Origin of the sequence: Bartonella sp. CL63NXGY (assembly GCF_042194905.1) — a bacterium.
GTDB lineage: Bacteria > Pseudomonadota > Alphaproteobacteria > Rhizobiales > Rhizobiaceae > Bartonella.
On the sequence record NZ_JBHINK010000134.1, the window covers coordinates 1 to 279 of the forward strand.

Genomic DNA, 279 nt, shown 5'->3' on the forward strand with positions numbered 1-279 from the left:
AATTGCTGACTGAATGGTGGCATTTGGTAGAATGGCCGTTTGAATGGATAAAATGGTAAACCTTGTTGAATGAGTTTATTGCTGTCGATGCCTTGTTCATTTAAAAATGCGTTCATACGACCATTACTAGTAATGATGGCACGAGCATTTTTAAAGATAGGGAGCCATGCATCAAAATGAATGGGTAGTTGTGGTACATATAAAATTAATTTGGAATATTCACTCAAAATATCGGGAGCTAAAGATTCCGGACTAACTTGCCAAATTAGTGGTTGATTT

Annotated in this window: 1 protein-coding gene; it reads right to left on the reverse strand. The window is 36.2% G+C overall.

The window, feature by feature from the left end:
• Positions 1-279 (reverse strand): hypothetical protein (locus ACFIK0_RS09720; RefSeq protein ID WP_375663965.1); only part of this gene is annotated, 279 nt, incomplete at both ends.